This is a genomic window from Gilliamella sp. B2889 (genome assembly GCF_026536885.1).
GTDB lineage: Bacteria > Pseudomonadota > Gammaproteobacteria > Enterobacterales > Orbaceae > Gilliamella > Gilliamella apicola_E.
The window spans coordinates 325,176-341,867 of sequence record NZ_JAFNNF010000001.1 but is presented as its reverse complement, the minus strand read 5'-3'; the positions used below and the strand labels follow the sequence as shown (position 1 = coordinate 341,867).

Here is a 16,692-nt window from a genome sequence, read left to right as displayed (position 1 = left end):
AATGAATCCTACCTAAAACTGATTACATTATAGATAAATGGCTATTCTGATAGTAACCTATTCATTCTCATTATTGGATGACAAAAATTGTTTTGCTAACGCTTTTAAATCAGTGTTTTGCAAAGTCTCTTTTATGTTTATGTTTTTGTCTCCCGATAAGCGAGATAGTACTGATTGTAATGCAGATTGTAGTACAGGACTCTGATTAACAGTTCCTTCTATTGCTTTACCTACACTAATTGCTTTAGAGAAGCTATTAAAGAAGTTATCATTACCGCCTACAATTTCAATATTGGCTTTACTGAATGCCGCAGCAAGCACGTCAGCTTGTTCTCTAGCAATTTCTTTGTTAGCAGCAATAGCAGCCATGGCTTGTTCGAAACCTTTTTCAAGCGCTAAACGGAATTCCTCATGATTTTTCGATTGTTCATTCATCGTACCCATTGCTTGGAACTTATCTACTAAACCATTTGCCTCAGCAGTTAATTTTTCGCGAATTACTAACGCTTCTGCAAGACCTTGTTCTTTTGTTGCTGATGCTTTTGCAAATCCAATACGTTCATCACCACGAGCTTGAGCAGAAAGTTTTTCCTCAAGTACTTTAGCTTCAGTTAAACCTTGTTTTTCTACTGCAATTGCTTTGGCTTCAATAACTTTAGCTTCTGCTAAGCCTTTTTCTTGATTACCTTTCGCTTCAGCTAATAATGTCTCAGCTGTAATATTTGCTTTGACTAAACCTTCTTTTTCTTCTGCTTCTGCTCTTGCTTTACGTACTTTAGCTTCAGCAAGGCCTATTGCCGCTTCTTCGGCTTCTATACCCTGAGCTAATTGTTTTTTAGCTTCAGCTTGTTTAGCTGCAGCTTCTAATTCAGCTTGAGCCATCGTGCTGATTTCAATTGCGCGATGTTTAGATGATTGTTCATCTGCCTCAGCTTGTTTTACTTGTTTAACTAGCTCTTGTTCAGCTCTAGCTTCAGCTTCAATAATTGTTGTTTGTTTTTCACGATCTGCTCTTGAAACTTCACGAACTTCTTTAATGTTTTCCTCTTCAACTGCAACTGTTTTTTCAACTGCTACACGTTCACGAATAACATTAGCAATCTGTTTCTTTTCCTCTTCTACAACTTTGTCTTTCTCTATTCGTTGTAGTTCAACTTCACGTTCACGAGCAACAATTTCAAGTGAACGAGCTCGGATTACACGTTCTTCTTCAATCGCAATAGCTCTTAGGCGGTTATTCTGTGCAACTTCTACTTCACGTAAACGATTCTCTTCTCTTACTTCAATTTCTTGTTGAGTTTGAATTCTAGCTTGTTCAGCTTTCAAACGTTCTTCTTCTTGAACTTTTAATGTTTCAGCGGCTTCTCTAGCTCGAATAGTTTCAATTTCACGTTTTTGTCTAGCCTCAGCGTCAGCTTGTTGACGTTCTAATTCAAGTTTAGCTTCGATAGTTTCAGTATCTTTTTTCTTAAGAGCTAACTCTAGATCGCGTTCTCGCTTATTGGTTTCATCTTTATGTACAGCAGTTATAGCTGTAATTTTATTAATACCTTCAGCATCAAAAATATTATCTGGGTCGAGTGATTTAATTGGAGTTTGTTCTAAATAATCGATAGCAACATCTTCAAGGGCATAACCGTTAAGGTCTTTACCTATTACATCAATGATACGTTCACGGAAATTCATTCGATCTTCAAATAGCTTTGCAAGTTCAAATTGTTTACCTACGGTTTTCAATGCTTCTGAAAATTTAGCACTAAATAATGTGCTTACCGCTTGTTGGTCTGATGCACGATCTACACCGATTGATTTGGCAACTTTAAGAACATCTTCTGTTGTTTCATTAACGCGTAAATAGAAGGCTACGCAGATGTCAGCCCTAAGGTTGTCTTGGCAAATTAAACCATCTTTACCTCTTCGTTCTACGTCAAAAGTGATCAAAGAAATTTTCATGAACTCTTTTTTGTAGATGATTGGATATACCAATGCACCAGTAAAATGAACTTTAGGTTTTGACGTCATGTCATTAACAATAAGCGCCGTACCTTGAGGAACCTTTATGTAAAATGCCTTAAATAATAGGAAGAATCCGACAATTACAAGGAATATACTTCCAACTATTACCAAAAAAAACATTATAGTATCACTGCTTAAAGACATATTTTTCTATTCTCCAAATTAACTTCTATTAGCCATTAAAATCTTTTAGGCTAATTATTTCATAACAATTTGTTGTTTCATCATACTGAAGGATTACGGCTTTATCACCGCGCTTGAATTGATAAGATTCATCACATCTTACCTCTAAAATAAGGCCCGCTCCTCCATCTTCACAGGTAGCTTGTCCTTTAGTTCTGGTTACGGTACTTGAGCGTATTTCGATAACTTGTCCTAACAATGATTTATGATTGTGGTTAATTATCAACTTTCTAAATAAAGGACGAAGTGGTTTAATAAAAAAAGCAGTTAAATAGACTGATAAAATAAATGAGATAATTAAAAGAGCTATCCCTGCTAAATAATAAAGAAATACAAAATTATACAAAGGTAGGATTAATAGACGAAAGGCAAAATAACAAATTGACCATCCAATTAAAGAGATCAATGTGATGATGAGAGTCATTGGTACTTCATTGAAGCCAAATTTCATTAATAAACCACCTAATCCAGTAGATGGAACATCACTATAAACATCATTGACACTGATATCAAAATCTAAACAGTCAACGCTTAATAGTCCTAATGCTGCAACAAACCAATATAAGATACAGATTGTTAACAATGCACTAAAGATAATTACGGGAAAAGAAAAAAATATTCCCCAAAACAGTTCCATTATATTCCCTTCATCTATCCAAACTAGTTTTAACTAATTAATTATTTTATAATTGTTTTTGCTATTCTAACTTAAAAATATCAAAACGCGAAAACTTTAATTTGATTGTTTTTCTTTTAATCTAGCTAAAATTGAAGCTGCATTATTATTGCCAGCTTTAATACCGGCCGCTTCTAATTTACTATCAAGCGAATCAGGATTTTCAGTTGCTGCTAATTCTTTTTTTGCTTCAAAAGTGGCAGCAGCTTTTTCTTGACGTTTTTTGATTCTATCTAATGAATCGAGTGCAGTATGCAATTTAGCTGTTGAACCACCGTAACGCTGTGCTACTGCAGATTGTGCTTTTTGGACACTTTCAGTAGCTTTAACTATATCAACTTGTTGTTTTAAATTACGAATATTGATTTCAGATTGTGAAATAGTTTGTCGTAAATTTTTAACACTTTCAGCAAAATAGTTAGCTTGCTTTTTGTTATTTTCATATTGATTTTCGAGCACCGAAAGTTTTTCCGCTACTTCCAAAGCTAACTCTTCATTGTTATTTTCAAGTGCTTTAATAGCATATGCTTCATATTCAGTTATTTGAGCTTTTGTTGATTCAACTTGTTTCTCTGCTAATTTTTGTTCTGCTAGAATATTAGCTAATGATTCTTTAGCTTGTCTTAATTCTTCATCAGCATCTCTAATTTCTTGGTCTAATATACGTAACGCTTGAGAATCAATTATTGATTCGCCAACTTCATTTATTCCACCACGTAATGCTGTTACTAATTTTTTGAAGATAACCATATTTAACTCCTTCTATAACTATTCGCTTTAACTATTCAATATTAAAGAAATGCTCATAAGCTTCAGTCGCTTTGATCACATTGTCTGATAACATTTCGAGTTCATAAATAATATCGTTTAAGGTTGAGGATGAACTAAGTGCACCATACATAATGTAATTGATTTCTCCATCTCCTGTTTTTTCAATTGCTATAGTTGATAAAGCAAATAGTTTTCTAGCAGACAGAATTTCTTCATTAAATGATGAAGGATTTTTGATTAGTGAAACTGGCCAAAGTAGTGCTTCTACAATAATTTGCTGATTTGAAACGCTTAAAAAAAGTGGTAAATCACCATAGTCATGCATAATGATATGTAAACAAGCATCGACACCATCAATTATTTCAATACTTGCAGAACCTTGTTTGATTAAATCAGTTTGATTTAATTCTTGGAAAAGGTCATTAATTTTCCAGATTTCTTTATTTTTCATTTCATTGTTTTCCTTCACATGGTACAAAAAAGATTTATTTTCTACAGCTGGTTGACGAAATTTTTTTTCGATTTCAAGTAACTCAGCAGTATTTTCAGGCAATATCCAAACTTCTTTTTTTATCAACCCCTGTTCTCTTAAACGTTGTCGGTATTGTTGTTGATAAAATGCTGAGCTTTTAGCTTCTTTGGTTTTTTTCATAAATTTTGGTTATTCTTTAATTTTTTATACAACTTATATTAGCATAATTTTATCACATGTAAATATTACATGTGATATTTTTTATCAATTTATTGATGCTAAATTTACTTTAATTTTAATAAAAAACTAAACACCTTTAGGGAGGTTTTATAGAAGGCTATAGAATAAATAACCCGCATGATGCGGGTTATTTATTTGAAAAAATGATATATCATTCTAGAAATCAACATCTAAACCTAATTGGAATGTTCTGCCTGGAGCAGTAAACATGTTTAGATATTTATGATCTGATGTGCTGTATAATTTATTATTACTTAGATAATCCCAATATTTTTGATCGGTAAGATTATAAACTCCACCATTCAATTTAACATTCTTAGTAATATTAATATAACCAGTTAAATCAATAATGCCATGACCGGCGATTCTAAAATAGTCATCTTTAGAATTAGGAAGTGGTCTACCATCATTACCATAAGATTCTCTAGATGTCGCTTCGGCTTTTTTACCTTTTTGGAATGTTGCTGTAACAGCCACACCATAAAATTTATTCGGATCATCCCACGCTAAACCGACAACACTTTTCATTGGTGCTATTGAATCCATTTCAATATATTTATCACCTAAATAGCTTGATTTTGATTGGCCTTGGTTATAACCAATTGCAAATTTAGCGCTTAAGCCATTAGCAGATTCTACCCATTTGCCGATATTGAATTCACTGCTCAATTCAGCACCATAGATGTATGCCTTATCACGATTTTCTGCTTGATAAACAATTCGGTTACCTGTTCCGACAAAGTTCTTTCTATAACGTGTATAAGCGATGAAATTTTTATATTTATTATAAAAAGCTGAAGATGTTAAAGTTACACCTGAAACAGGATGTCCTTTCAAACCTAATTCAAAATTGTCACTGGTTTCAGTGTTAAGATTTGAATCACCAACAAGTACATACATATTGCTATGCGCTAAATAAGATCCATATAATTGGTTCTGATTTGGCATTTGTGCGGAACGTTTGTATTGTAAATAAGCAGTGAAGTCAGGATTAATATCATACATAAATGACATAGAAGGTAAAACTTGGAAATCACTATTGCTACTATATTGTTTACCTAACTGGCTACCATTGATGTTTGTTACAGCCATATTTTCTAAATTACGAGGTTTAGTATTTTGGTAAATAACTCTAACACCAGGTACTAGATAGAAATTATTACTATCTTTAATATTAAAACTAATTCTGTCTTCGAGGAATCCCCCTAATTGATAACTTCGACTATCTGCTTGGGGTTTAGTGTAATCTCCGTCTGGAAATATTCTACCATTTTGAGATTGGGCTGAAGTAAAGAATGGTGATTCATCTTCACTCCATTTACCATTTAAACCAGCGCTAATTTTCTGATTTTCATAGTTTTTAACTAAAGTAGTAATAAAATTATAAGTTTTTGTATTGTAATTTGTTTGAGTATTAAAATTACCTTTAGTTGTATGTCTAATATCGGTACTATCATAGACATTGGTTCGTTGATAATTTAATTGAGTAGTTAAACTATCAATCCAGCTTATAGCAGTTGGTTTCCATTGATCTTTAATCGCAAGATTAAAGCGATTGTTTTTGCTTCTTTGATGATCAAGTGACTCAACTTTTTTACCGTATTTATCCCAAGTATCATAATGAGAATTTTTGGTTTTATTATTGTAATCAACTGTTGTATTAATTAAATGTTCTTCTGTCATTTGCCAGCCAAAACCAGCTAAAATCGAGTTGGAGTGCCAGTTTTCTGGATAACTACTTATTGAGTCTCCATTATTACGTGTTTGCTGGCCATCGCGTCGACTTAAAACCAAAATACCATTTAGATAATCATCACCACCAGCCATAGTTAAGCCCTGGTGGAAACTTCTATCTGAACTATCATAGTTATTTTGATAACCAAAGTAGGTCGTTTTACCCGGATAGAGGTAATAACTTGCCGATTTAGTTTGGAATGAAACTGAGCCACCTAGAGCATTATTTGCATTACTAACCGATGTCGCTCCTGATTGAATATCAACTTTATTGTACATATAGGTATCAATATAATCTCGGCCAATACCGTAAGATCCAAACCCAGCTCGTCCAACAGAGTTAACCCGACCTTGAGCTATTGGTAAAGGCATACCATCAATATCGATTGACACGCGGTTAGCATCTAAACCACGAATATTGTATCCAGTAAACCCACCACGGTCCCAACTACTTTTACCACTACCTGAACCTGAAATACTTCCTGGGGCAGAAATTAGAGGTTGATAACGCATTATAGTACCAAAATTAGTACCTCCATCACGGCGAATATCTTGCTCAGAAATTTCAGTATTCATTCCCGGATTTTTTGTTGCTTCATGAGCTGTTACAGTAATAGTATCAATGTCTTTTTCATCATTATGTTTATCAGTAGCGAAAGTAGGTAGTGCTAATGTTAAACCTATTGCTAATGAACTTGTCTTTTTTAAATATTTAAAATTCACATTTTTATCCTTTCAAACTTAATATGTTTAATGCGCGCATTTATTGCTTCAATTAATAAAAATATTATTAAAATAGTTTATTCAGGGTAAAAGCTTTGGAATAGCAATTTTGCTGCTTCATCAACTCTTGGCCCGATTCCAAATAAGTAACTATCATCTATAACCGTAATACGATTATTTTTAAATGCACTTGTTTCAGTAATACCTGGAATAGTATTGACTTTGTCTAAACCACCTAATTGATCAATCGAATATTTATTTAAAATGATAACTTCAGGATTGATAGCTATAATTGATTCTGCAGTGTAACTTTTGAAGCTATTATGCGTTGCCAAATTTTCACCACCAGCGATAGTAATTAATGCATCAATTGTAGTATTTTTACCTGCTACAGAATTGGAACCACTCATACTCATTAGGGATAAAACTTTTGTTTTTTGTGGGTGAGTTGCGATTTTGGCTTGAATGTCGGCAAGATTGGTTTTAATTCTATTGATTAATTTTTCGCCTTCTTCTTGTTTATTTAATTTAGATGCAATTTTATTGATATTTTCGTATAACAGTTCAATTGTACCAGGTACACGCCTTAATGCTAATACATCTACTTTTGACTCAGACACTTTTTCGATAACATTATCAGGTTCTACATCATTTAATGTTATAAACAAGGTTGGTCTAAGCGATAAAACACCTTCAATATTTAATAATTTCCAATAACCGATTTGTGGCAATTGTTTAACTTTCTCAGGATAACTGCTTGTTTTATCAACACCTACGACATCATCTCCAGCACCTAGTGCGAATACAATTTCAGTAAGAGATCCTCCAGCAATAACAATTCTTTCATTTGCTGAACTATAATTGAGAAGACTGTTGATACTAAATATTAGTAAAAATAGGCTAATCCTTTTTATAAAATTTTTCTTCATGATTTAATTTACCTACGATGGTTTTCAATTTTGGAAGAATAATATAGTGAAAATGATAACCATTATCAACATAAAATATTGGGGGATTTAATAGCAAAGCATTAGAAACTGATCAAGCATAAATGATAAATTAAAATTTATTTAAATAAATAATAATGCTATAACAATTATTACAAAAATAATATATTGATATTTTGGGGGATATGAAAATTAGAATGATATCTTGTAGGGAAATTTTGGTACTTTTTATTTCTGTTTCAGTTTATTTAACTTAAATATAATTTTACTCATATTTTCATAGAGTAATTCTATTTTACCAGCTTCACATTTTGCACTTAATCATCAAGTTTTGATTGATTAAATAACTTAAGAAAATTATCGATTATGCTAAATATTATAAGGAATTAAGAAATAAAATTGACTTAAAATTACCGAAATATCAATAAAAGATAAGCGTTTATTTGGGGAAACAATAATGTTATCCATAGTAATTTCATCTTTAGCAAAATATGTAAATACAATTTGTATAAAGGTTCCACGAGTTACTAATCAATACAATAAATCGATCAGCATTATTAAAAAAAAGGTTTTTATTTGCTAATTTTTTATGAAAATACTAGCGTTTAGTTTGAAAACTGAGCATAAATTTTAAAAAATAATCAGATTTGAATAGATAAATAAGAAAATAATTAAAAAAATATTGATAAATGATAATAATTATTATTTAATTCACCGAGATTATTTTTATGAATGGATGTTATGAAATCATTTGATGTAAGTGCGTTTTACGCTTCAAACTCAGTTTTACCTTTTAAAGATCGTTGGGCAGTAATGCCTTTACAAGCAAGTTTACCAGTATCACCTCAAGAATTGGAACAACAATGGAGTCTTGTTCAAAATTCAGATCTATCTGGACGAAAACGTCTAATTTATATACATATTCCTTTTTGTGATATTCATTGTCAATTTTGTGGATTTTATCAAAATCCTTTGCGTAAATTTGATACCAACACTTATATTGATTACTTATTACAAGAGATATCCCTAGAAATTAGCAATAAAGCGATGCAGTCTGCGCCAATACATGCTATTTATTTTGGAGGTGGAACACCTTCAGCTTTAGCTGCAGGACAATTAGCTCGTGTAATAAATTATCTAAAAAAACATGCTCCTCTAGCACCTGACTGCGAAATTACTGTAGAAGGGCGAATTTCTGATTTCGATGAGGATAAAATTGATAGTTACATTGAGGCTGGGGCAAACCGTTTTTCGATAGGTATTCAGACCTTTAATACTGAAATTAGACAGCGATTAGGACGCCAGTCTTCTGAAAAAGAAATTATTAAAAGTTTTGAACGTATTGCTGCACGAGATAGTGTTGCTTTAGTTTGTGACCTTATGTTTGGATTACCTAATCAAACTCCAGTTACTTGGCAAAGAGATTTAGAAATTGCTGATCAATTGCCTCTCGACGGGGTTGATCTTTACTCCTTAAATCTTTTACCAACAACTCCATTAGCTAAAGGTGTTGAAAATAAAAGAATAGAGATTCCAACAGTAACTGATAAGTGCGATTTTTATCATCAAGGAGCTAAATATTTAGATAGACAGGGTTGGACTCATTTAACCAATGCTCATTGGGCAAAAACGAGTCGCGAACGGAATTTATACAATTTTTTAATCAAACAAGGCTCACACTTTTTTGGATTTGGTTCTTGTGCTGGTGGAAAGCTAGACGGGCAATCATATATGATCCATCGTGATTTAAATCAATATTATGCCTTATTAGATCAAGGTAAAAAGCCCCTAATGATGTTAACCGGTAAACCATTACTCGGTGACTGGCTGCATAAATTACAAGCAGGTATAGAAAAAGGGCGTGTTGATCTAACGCAACTTACCAATCAAGCTGAATTATTTGATCCATTAATCAAGCAATGGCATGAAGTAGGATTACTACAAAATGAAGATCGTTGTTTACGATTGACTTTATCGGGACGTTTTTGGTCAAGTAATATTGTACAAGCTTTGCAACAGCTTTTACTACAGCTTAATAATCCTGAGCATATCGAATTACAAAACAAGATGGCACAAGCTAGACAAGCCATGCAACAAGGTAATGGTATGCCTAAATCTCACCCACATATGCAAAACATCCAAGTAAAAACAGAAAATTAAAGGAAATTACTATGGCAGATAAACAAACCCTTTTAAATAGTCTTGCAACTTATATGCAATCTAACCCTGAAGAATTACTAGAGAAAATTGCCCAAGATCATAAAGTCACTATGACGCAAGTGATCCAAGCAATACCTGATGCAAAAATCGTAGATGGAAGTAACTTTGATACAATTTGGGAAGAAGTAACAACTTGGGGTGACGTATTGTTTTTAGTTCATACTGGTGACATTATTGCTGAAATTTCAGGTGAATTGCCTCCTGGAACTCATAGCCAAAAATACTTTAACTTACGCCATCAAAAAGGGTTAAGTGGTCACATAAAAGCAGAACATTGCCAATATATTGCATTTATTGAAAGAAAATTTATGAAAATGTCGACTGCTTCTATTATATTCCTTAATCATTTAGGTCAATCAATGTTTAAAATTTTTGTTGGGCGTGATGAAAAACATCAATTAAAAGCAGAACAACTTGAAAAATTTAGAGCTTTAGCAAAAAAAATCAATTAATTTTAAGAAACAATAAAATGAAAACAGTAATTATTTTTGGTGTAAGTTCAAAGCTAGGAACTGGTTATCAAGTATCTCAATTAATCAAACAATGCCACCCTGAGTGGCGTTGTATTGTATTAGTTCGTGATGCCGATTTTGCAAAACAATTATCTGAACAAGGTATTGAAACTCATGTTGGCGATGCAACTGACGTTGAATTAGTGAAACAGATATGTCAACAAAACGGTAGTGACGCGACAGTAATTTCAACTTTAGGTGGAGAAACGGGTAATTACATTGCTCAGCGCATTATCATTGATTGCGCAGAACAGGTTGGAATTAAACAAATGATATTAGTGACCTCGCTTGGTTGTGGTGATACATGGTCAACTTTATCTTTACGAGCCAAGCAAGCATTTGGTAATGCGGTTCGAGAAAAATCACTAGCTGAAATTTGGTTACAAACCAGCTCATTAAATTATGTGATCCTAAGACCAGGTGGTTTACGAGATGGAGAAATAACCAATCGCGGTGAATGTTATTTCGCTAAGGAAGTTCATGGTTTTGTATATCGCAAAGAATTAGCCAGAATAATCATTGATAAAATTGCTAATCAACAATTTGATAACCGAGCATATAGTGTTGTTGACCCAAGCTTAGCGGTGAGTTATTAGTATTAAAAATATGAGGTTAATCGGTGCGAAAATCTAGTCAACAAATATTGTTATTGGGATTATTTGCTTTACTATTAATTTTAATTGTCTATTCGGCAAACTCAGGAGCATTAAAACTTTCTTTTAATCAATTAATGAGTATGTCATTCAATGATCCTTTATGGAATATTTGGTTCAATATTCGATTACCTAGAATTATACTCGCAGTAGTAGTTGGTATGGCATTAGCTAGTGCTGGCGCTGTTATGCAAGGATTATTCAGAAACCCTTTAGCTGATCCTGGTTTATTAGGTATTAGTAGTGGTGCAAGCCTAATGGTAGGTATAACGATATTATTTCCTGCCGTTTTTCCTCCGATTATGATGCTTTACGGAAAAATGATTGCTGCATTTGCTGGTAGTTTATCTATCTGTATTCTTATATACCTCTATAGTCTTAATGAACAATGTAATTTAGCTAAAATGATTTTGTTAGGGGTCGCAATTAATGCCATCATTGGATCAATATTGGGAGGGCTCAGTTACATTAGTGATGAGTCACAATTACGTCAACTTTCGTTATGGTCAATGGGACATTTAGGAAAAGGCTCTTGGGACTTGGTCATTGTATCCATTTCTTTAATTTTACCTACGTTATTATGTGTTATTAAACTTGCTCATCATCTCAACATATTACAGCTGGGGGATGAAGATGCTCATTATTTAGGTATCAATGTTGAACGCACTAAACGCTATCTATTATTACTTAGTGCTGTACTGATTGGTACTTCTGTTGCAGTGAGTGGCATTATTGCTTTTGTTGGATTAGTTGTACCTCACATGATTCGTTTACAAGTCGGTGCAAACCATAAATGGCTAATACCTGGCTCTGCATTAGGTGGTGCTTGTTTACTTTTATTAGCTGATACTTTAGCTAGAACATTAGTTGCTCCAACTGAAATTCCTGTCGGTCTTTTAACCAGCCTAATTGGTGGTCCGTATTTTCTTTGGCTTATTCTGAGACATAAATAACTGATGGAGATTTATTGTGTTAACCGCTAAAAATTTAACATTTGGTTATGGTCGTCGAATGATAATTAATGATGTATCTTTATCAATAAATTCAGGCGAAATTGTAATTATCATAGGTCCTAATGGCGCAGGTAAGTCCACTTTATTGCGTTTACTAACAGGTTATCAAAAACCATTATCTGGTGAATGTTATCTATTAGATAAACCATTATCACAGTGGCCACAAAAACAATTAGCAAAAGTAAGAACAGTTATGCTTCAACAAAGCCAACTTACTTTTCCTTTTAAAGTAAAAGAAGTAATAGCAATGGGACGAGCTCCTTATGGCAAAATACATTTTGATGAATCAATTCACGAAGTGATGGTACAAACTGATTGTTTACAATTTGCTGACCGAGATTATAGAGGTTTATCCGGAGGAGAACAGCAAAGAGTTCAATTAGCTAGAGTCTTAGCTCAATTGTGGCAACCGCAATCTAATGAAAAATTATTATTTTTAGATGAACCCACCTCTGCACTTGATCTTTATCATCAACAACATACTTTAAGATTATTAAAGCAGTTAGCTATTAAACAGAAATTGGCTGTATGTTGCATCTTACATGATCTCAATTTAGCTGCTTTGTATGCTGATAAAATTATTCTTGTTAACCAAGGAAAAATTGTAGAACAAGGCGTACCATCTGAAGTATTAACTGTTGAAAATATCAATCGATGGTATGGTGTTGAATTAGGTGTTTATAATCACCCTAAACATTCATCAATACCTCAAATCTATTTAAATCCCTAAAGGATAAATCTAATATCATCCGCTCCATTTTCGTTCAAAATGAGTATATAATTAAGCAAACTTAACAATTGGGGCTGATGATGATTAACGAAAATAGTAATAATTCTATTCTGGTTTCAGATCTACTTGCAGCACACCCTGTCTTTAGTTGTCAATTGGATGGGAAGGGCAAAGCCAACCCTTTAAATGATAAAAGTGAAGCTTCAATTTCACAACCTTATTGGATACATCTTGATTTTGCTAAAAGCGAAACAATCAATTGGATTAACCAAACAAATTTAATTCCAGATCTTGTCAAAAATGAATTGATTAAACCCAATCAGTTTCCTAAAGAAATTCGCTTTGATACAGGCATTTTAGTCGTACTTAAAGGTGTTAATTTTACACCTAATGAGCTACCTGATCCTATCGTCACTTTCCGATTTTATATAACTGATAATTTTATAATATCAACTAGGCACCAAAAAATTGATGCCATCATCAAATTAAAAGAAAATTTAGAAAAAGGTATTGGCCCTGTAGATGTTGCTGATTGGCTAATTCAACTTTCTGAATTAATTTGTGATCAAGTTAATTTATCTTTTGATGGGGTTCACAATAAAATCATCAAATTGGAAGATCTATTATTAAATCAACGGATTTTTTCTCACAAGGAAATTGGAAGAGTTCGTAAACAACTTTTTATATTACGTCGTTTACTTTCCCCACAGCGCGATATATTTGTCAAAATTTCGACTGAAAGAATATCTTGGATTGATGACAATGATCGCCAGCGATTGCATGACATTTCTAGCCAACAAAATCACTATGTCTCTGAAATTGATAGTTGTTTGATTAGAATTGGTTCCGTTATGGAACAAATTAATAGCATTTTGGCCGAATCGACCAATAAACGTATTTATTTAATGTCCTTGTTTACCATCATTTTTACACCAATTACTTTTATCACTAGTTTGCTTGGTGTTAATTTGGCCGGCATTCCGTTCAATGAAAAAGAGTGGTCTTTTATAGGGTTAATATTCCTATTAATTCTGATCAGTATACTTTCAGTGGTATGGCTTAAGCTAAAAAAATGGTGGTAAAAAATTAAGCTTAAATATGAAAAAGGAAATATATTGATGTATTTTGATAAAATTATTAATAAAAAAGATATTGAATCATTATTTCAAAGTACAACTCAAACAATTATTCAAGCTTATTGGGAAGGAAATATCGGTTTTGCATATGCTGATGATTTATTGCGGCCTACATCAGTAGCAATTAATCTTGGTTGCTTCTTTTTTTTAGCAGGTCAACCAAACCAGCAAATGCTTCACTATATTCCAAAAGTATATAGTGATGATTATGCAATTCTTATCCCTATTGATAAAACTTGGCAAAATTTAATTAAAAATGTATATCGCAACAATTATGAAAAAATTACACGTTATAGTTTTTATACTCCTACAGAATTTGATATTCAGAAACTACAATTAATTATCTCAAAATTACCTGAAAACTATCAATTAAAAGCTATTGATGAAAAGTATTATCAGCAAATTCTCAATCTTGAATGGGCTAAAGACTTGTGTAAAAACTTTAACTCATACTTGGATTTTGAAAAATCAGGATTGGGATTTATTATTTTAAAAGATAATGTTATTGTTTCTGGTGCATCATCTTATTTAGCATATAATAATAGTATCGACATTGAAGTCGATACAATAGTTGAGGAAAGACGAAAAGGACTTGCATTAATTAGTTCGGCAAAGTTAATTTTAGCTTGCCTAGATCGTCAAATAACACCTAACTGGGATGCTCACAACAAGCCCTCTTTAAAGCTTGCTACTGAGTTGGGTTATATTTTAAATCAACCCTATAATGCTTATGTCGTTTGGAATTTATGATTAACACTAATTATTATGCAATCTAAAGAACCTTATCGTCTATTTATTGCCGAAAAACCGAGCTTAGCTAGAGCTATTGCTGATGTTTTGCCTAAACCCCACCAAAAGGGAAATGGATTTATCAAAGCCAGTAATGGTGATATTGTTAGCTGGTGTATTGGGCACTTATTAGAACAAGCAACACCTGAAATATATGATGAACGCTATAAAAAATGGGTTTTAGACGATCTACCCATTGTTCCTGCAAAATGGATATTGATACCCAAAAATAGTACCGAAAAACAATTTAACACCTTAGTTGAATTGATTAAATCAGCTGAACAAATTGTACATGCGGGTGACCCAGATAGAGAAGGGCAATTATTAGTTGATGAAGTACTTAACTATTGCCAGTTACCACCAGAAAAGCGGAAAACTATTCAACGTTGTTTAATCAGCGATTTGAATGCTAGTGCTGTTGAAAAATCACTTGAGCAATTACGTAGTAATCAAGATTTTATCCCATTATCTACTTCTGCTTTAGCAAGAGCAAGAGCTGATTGGTTATATGGGATGAATATGAGTCGTGTTTGTACTCTTGTGGGGCAACGAAGCGGTTATCGTGGTGTACTATCTATTGGGCGCGTACAAACGCCGATTTTAGGATTAGTAGTTAGACGAGATTTAGAGATAGCGCAATTTGTTCCTAAACCATTTTATGAAGTTTATGCCATATTACAAACCAAGGATAACGAAACCTTTAAGGCCAAATGGCAACCAAGCGAGGCATGTGAACCTTATCAAGATGAAGAGGGCAGGGTTTTAGTTAAAGGTTTAGCAGAAAACGTTTGTCAACGAATTAAAGATCAGACAGGCACTATTGATAAAGTAAGTAATAAAAAGAAAGAACTTGCACCACCTATGCCATTTAATTTATCTGCTTTACAAATTGAAATGGCAAAACGAAATGGTCTAAGTGCACAAGATGTGCTTGATATTTGCCAATCATTATACGAAAAACATAAATTAATTACCTATCCTCGTTCAGATTGCCGTTTTTTGCCGGAAGAGCACTTAACACAAATTAATGGTGTAAAATCTGCGATTGAAAACAATTGTTCTGCGTTACAATTTGCAATTAATAATGCTGATTTCACTTTACGTTCGAAAGCTTGGAATGATAAAAAAGTTGAGGCTCACCACGCTATTATTCCAACATTGCGTAAAGTGAGAACCGAAAGTTTATCTAGTAATGAGTTAGCCGTCTATCAAGTGATTGCTACACAATACTTAGCACAATTTTATCCAGCTTATAAATATGCTGAGTTACAGATTGATGTTGATATCAATGGTGGTAAATTTATCTCTAAAGCCAATCAAATGTTGGACGAAGGCTGGAAAGTACTGTTTAGAAGTAAAAATTATCAAGCAGAGAACGATACCGATAATAGTGAGAATAATGGTTTATTAACTAAATTAGTTAAAAAAGGCGAATCAGTCCTATGTATTGATACCGAATTAATCAGTAAAGAAACTCAACCTCCAAGACCATTTACGGATGCGACTTTACTTTCTGCAATGACAGGTATAGCTAGATTTGTTAAAGATCCTGAGATAAAAAAAATATTACGCGAAACTGATGGATTAGGTACTGAGGCAACAAGAGCTGGTATTATTGAGCTTTTATTTAAACGTCAATTTTTAACGCGTCAAGGTAAATCAATTCGTTCAACAAAGGTAGGCCAAAATTTGATTTTATCATTACCGGAAAGTGTTTCAATGCCAGATATGACTGCACATTGGGAGTTACAGCTTGAGGAAATTAGTAAAAAAGAATTCAGTTATCAACAATTTATGTATCAATTAAATTCGTCTTTGCTTACATTAGTTGAACAGTTAAAAAATTCAAGATTGAAAATTCAATCATAAATTTCTAT

Annotated in this window: 14 protein-coding genes; 8 read left to right on the top strand and 6 right to left on the bottom strand. The window is 32.9% G+C overall.

Features of this window, described 5'->3' with window-relative positions; genetic code table 11:
* Window positions 1-57: 57 nt before the first annotated feature.
* The 6 genes from J3U09_RS01600 to J3U09_RS01575 all read right to left on the bottom strand — a co-directional run bounded on the left by J3U09_RS01600 (window position 58) and on the right by J3U09_RS01575 (window position 7,744).
* Window positions 58-2,160 (bottom strand): hypothetical protein, encoded by a 2,103-nt coding sequence (locus J3U09_RS01600; protein WP_065563261.1) that lies wholly within the window; start codon window positions 2,158-2,160, stop codon window positions 58-60.
* A 28-nt stretch (window positions 2,161-2,188) separates the two neighbouring features.
* The gene (locus J3U09_RS01595; protein WP_065734408.1) at window positions 2,189-2,836 is read right to left on the bottom strand and encodes a hypothetical protein; all 648 of its coding nucleotides are present in this window, start codon (window positions 2,834-2,836) and stop codon (window positions 2,189-2,191) included.
* A gap of 96 nt (window positions 2,837-2,932) precedes the next feature.
* Entirely contained in the window at window positions 2,933-3,625 is a 693-nt protein-coding gene (locus J3U09_RS01590; RefSeq protein ID WP_065734407.1) for a PspA/IM30 family protein, read from the bottom strand.
* 31 nt (window positions 3,626-3,656) lie between these two features.
* On the bottom strand, window positions 3,657-4,298 hold the full coding sequence (locus tag J3U09_RS01585; RefSeq protein WP_267330274.1) for a YjfI family protein: 642 nt from the start codon (window positions 4,296-4,298) through the stop codon (window positions 3,657-3,659).
* 216 nt (window positions 4,299-4,514) lie between these two features.
* On the bottom strand, window positions 4,515-6,815 hold the full coding sequence (locus J3U09_RS01580; protein ID WP_267356848.1) for a TonB-dependent receptor domain-containing protein: 2,301 nt from the start codon (window positions 6,813-6,815) through the stop codon (window positions 4,515-4,517).
* A gap of 77 nt (window positions 6,816-6,892) precedes the next feature.
* The gene (locus J3U09_RS01575) at window positions 6,893-7,744 is read right to left on the bottom strand and encodes a heme/hemin ABC transporter substrate-binding protein (RefSeq protein WP_267356846.1); all 852 of its coding nucleotides are present in this window, start codon (window positions 7,742-7,744) and stop codon (window positions 6,893-6,895) included.
* A gap of 750 nt (window positions 7,745-8,494) precedes the next feature.
* Here J3U09_RS01575 and hutW point away from each other — a divergent pair.
* From hutW to J3U09_RS01535, 8 genes are all read left to right on the top strand, one after another.
* On the top strand, window positions 8,495-9,922 hold the full coding sequence (gene hutW, locus J3U09_RS01570; RefSeq protein ID WP_416380019.1) for a heme anaerobic degradation radical SAM methyltransferase ChuW/HutW: 1,428 nt from the start codon (window positions 8,495-8,497) through the stop codon (window positions 9,920-9,922).
* A gap of 11 nt (window positions 9,923-9,933) precedes the next feature.
* A complete protein-coding gene (hutX, locus tag J3U09_RS01565; protein ID WP_065562481.1) occupies window positions 9,934-10,434 on the top strand; it encodes a heme utilization cystosolic carrier protein HutX in 501 nt (166 codons plus the stop codon).
* A 17-nt stretch (window positions 10,435-10,451) separates the two neighbouring features.
* Window positions 10,452-11,090, top strand: coding sequence for an NAD(P)H-binding protein (locus J3U09_RS01560; protein ID WP_267356843.1), 639 nt, complete (start codon window positions 10,452-10,454; stop codon window positions 11,088-11,090).
* Between the two features lie 23 nt (window positions 11,091-11,113).
* Window positions 11,114-12,100 carry a FecCD family ABC transporter permease gene (locus J3U09_RS01555; protein ID WP_267356841.1) on the top strand — a complete coding sequence of 329 codons (987 nt, stop codon included), beginning with the start codon at window positions 11,114-11,116 and terminating at the stop codon, window positions 12,098-12,100.
* 16 nt (window positions 12,101-12,116) lie between these two features.
* Entirely contained in the window at window positions 12,117-12,890 is a 774-nt protein-coding gene (locus tag J3U09_RS01550; RefSeq protein WP_267356839.1) for a heme ABC transporter ATP-binding protein, read from the top strand.
* A gap of 77 nt (window positions 12,891-12,967) precedes the next feature.
* Entirely contained in the window at window positions 12,968-13,972 is a 1,005-nt protein-coding gene (gene zntB, locus J3U09_RS01545) for a zinc transporter ZntB (RefSeq protein WP_220226153.1), read from the top strand.
* Between the two features lie 36 nt (window positions 13,973-14,008).
* On the top strand, window positions 14,009-14,776 hold the full coding sequence (locus J3U09_RS01540) for a GNAT family N-acetyltransferase (protein ID WP_267356837.1): 768 nt from the start codon (window positions 14,009-14,011) through the stop codon (window positions 14,774-14,776).
* Window positions 14,777-14,791: 15 nt separating this feature from the next.
* Entirely contained in the window at window positions 14,792-16,684 is a 1,893-nt protein-coding gene (locus J3U09_RS01535; RefSeq protein WP_267356836.1) for a DNA topoisomerase III, read from the top strand.
* The last annotated feature ends 8 nt before the right edge of the window (window positions 16,685-16,692 follow it).